This is a genomic window from Bacillus sp. SH7-1 (assembly GCF_008042405.1).
GTDB classification, from domain to species: domain Bacteria; phylum Bacillota; class Bacilli; order Bacillales; family Bacillaceae_G; genus Bacillus_A; species Bacillus_A thuringiensis_N.
The window spans coordinates 1-1,452 of record NZ_QNUD01000079.1; the positions used below are offsets into that span (position 1 = coordinate 1).

The following is a 1,452-nucleotide window of genomic DNA, read 5'->3' on the forward strand; positions in this document are numbered from 1 at the left end:
ATGAATAATTTCCTAAACACTGTAGCAATTTCATATGTGCCACTACACGAAAAGGCAGTCGAGATTGCAAAAGAAGTTGGTATAGTTGAAGTAAAACGCGATAATAAAAAAAACAGTTTGCTAAATGCTTCCGAAAGTATTCAGAAAGAACTTGATAGAGGCAGACTTGGTTTCAAACGTAAGTATGTAAGATGTTAAAAAAGAAAAAGGTGGTATCAATCTTTCCTGATTGATACCACCTTTTTCTTTAACTACTGAACTCTCTTCTTAGAAAACATTCATTTACCTCTGGACAACTTATATGTTAGAAACTTCTTCATTTAATTTATAAACTCTATCTCTTTTCTCATCGCTTTTGACAAAAATAAGCTTTCCTTCTTTAACAAAATCTTCTAATACTAAGCATACTTGTCCATATGCTTTCGGCTTATTCGTTGTGAATCTTTCATCTGATATTTTGCCAGATCGTATTAATTGTTCACATAGCTCAAGTGCACTTATTTCTTCAAAATCCACTAATTCCAATATATCTTTTTGTAATGGCGATAAAGGTACTGGTATATCAGCTACCTCCACCTTTTCTGGTTTGTTTTCTTCTTCAAATAAATCTTCAAATGAAATTTGATTCATTACTTCTTTTCCTTTCTAACGATTGATTTGTATAACATGAACTGAATTCTATAGCGTAGTTATTATTATGTAGTACGTACCTTAATACATAAATGTCAAACTCATGTACATCGTTGCATATAGTATATTTCGATTATACCAAATATACGTTCTGTTTTCTATTACAGATTGGAAAGCAGCATGTTTTACTTAATATCCATTATCCAAATATTACATTTTCAGTTATATTATCAAAATTTTATCCATATTACGGAAATAAATGACAAATAATTATAATTTACATGTTATAATTACGATGCATGCATTTAGTTGTATTACATGCATATGTGTAATGAGTATATTTAATAAAGTTAAATGAAACTGGGGAGGCTTTCGCAAATGGGCAAGAAAACAAGCAAAGCTAAAAAATTTTTCGGATTCGTAATCACCGCAGCACTAGCAACTACAACGATGGTAGGTACAGTAAATGCACAAACAACTACGAATAGCTATAAGGTAACTAGCAATACGAACACTGTATTTACAGATGTACCAAAGGACCACTGGTCAAAAGATGCTATTGATTACTTAGCGGCAGCAGGGATTTATAAGGGATATGGAAATGGCAAATTTGGTTTTGGGGACAACATCACTAGAGGACAGGTAGCTTCTTTAGTCAATCGACATTTAGGTTTAATAGCAGACGATAAACAAGGAAATATGTTTAGTGATATTGCAAATCATATGTTTGAAAAAGATATTAAAGCCATTGCGCAAGCTGGAATAATGACAGGTGATGGAACAGGTACATTCCGTCCAGATGATGTATTAACTCGATATGAA

The 1,452-nt window shown here is 32.2% G+C and carries 2 protein-coding genes and 1 pseudogene; 2 read left to right on the plus strand and 1 reads right to left on the minus strand.

The annotated features are described in order from the left end of the window. A pseudogene (locus DN390_RS30475) lies at nucleotides 1-198 on the plus strand (DNA alkylation repair protein); the annotation flags it as partial. Between the two features lie 99 nt (nucleotides 199-297). Here the strand turns inward: DN390_RS30475 and DN390_RS30480 are convergent. Further along, on the minus strand, nucleotides 298-630 hold the full coding sequence (locus tag DN390_RS30480; RefSeq protein ID WP_060631541.1) for a DUF3895 domain-containing protein: 333 nt from the start codon (nucleotides 628-630) through the stop codon (nucleotides 298-300). A 378-nt stretch (nucleotides 631-1,008) separates the two neighbouring features. On the opposite strand from DN390_RS30480, the gene DN390_RS30485 reads away from it, so the two are divergent. Continuing rightward, a partial coding sequence (locus DN390_RS30485) for an S-layer homology domain-containing protein (RefSeq protein WP_147809360.1) occupies nucleotides 1,009-1,452 on the plus strand: 444 nt, incomplete at its 3' end.

Excerpts from the sequence above, each read along its gene's own strand:
- DN390_RS30480 (WP_060631541.1), bottom strand. The coding sequence starts at position 630 with ATGAATCAAATTTCATTTGAAGATTTATTTGAAGAAGAAAACAAACCA.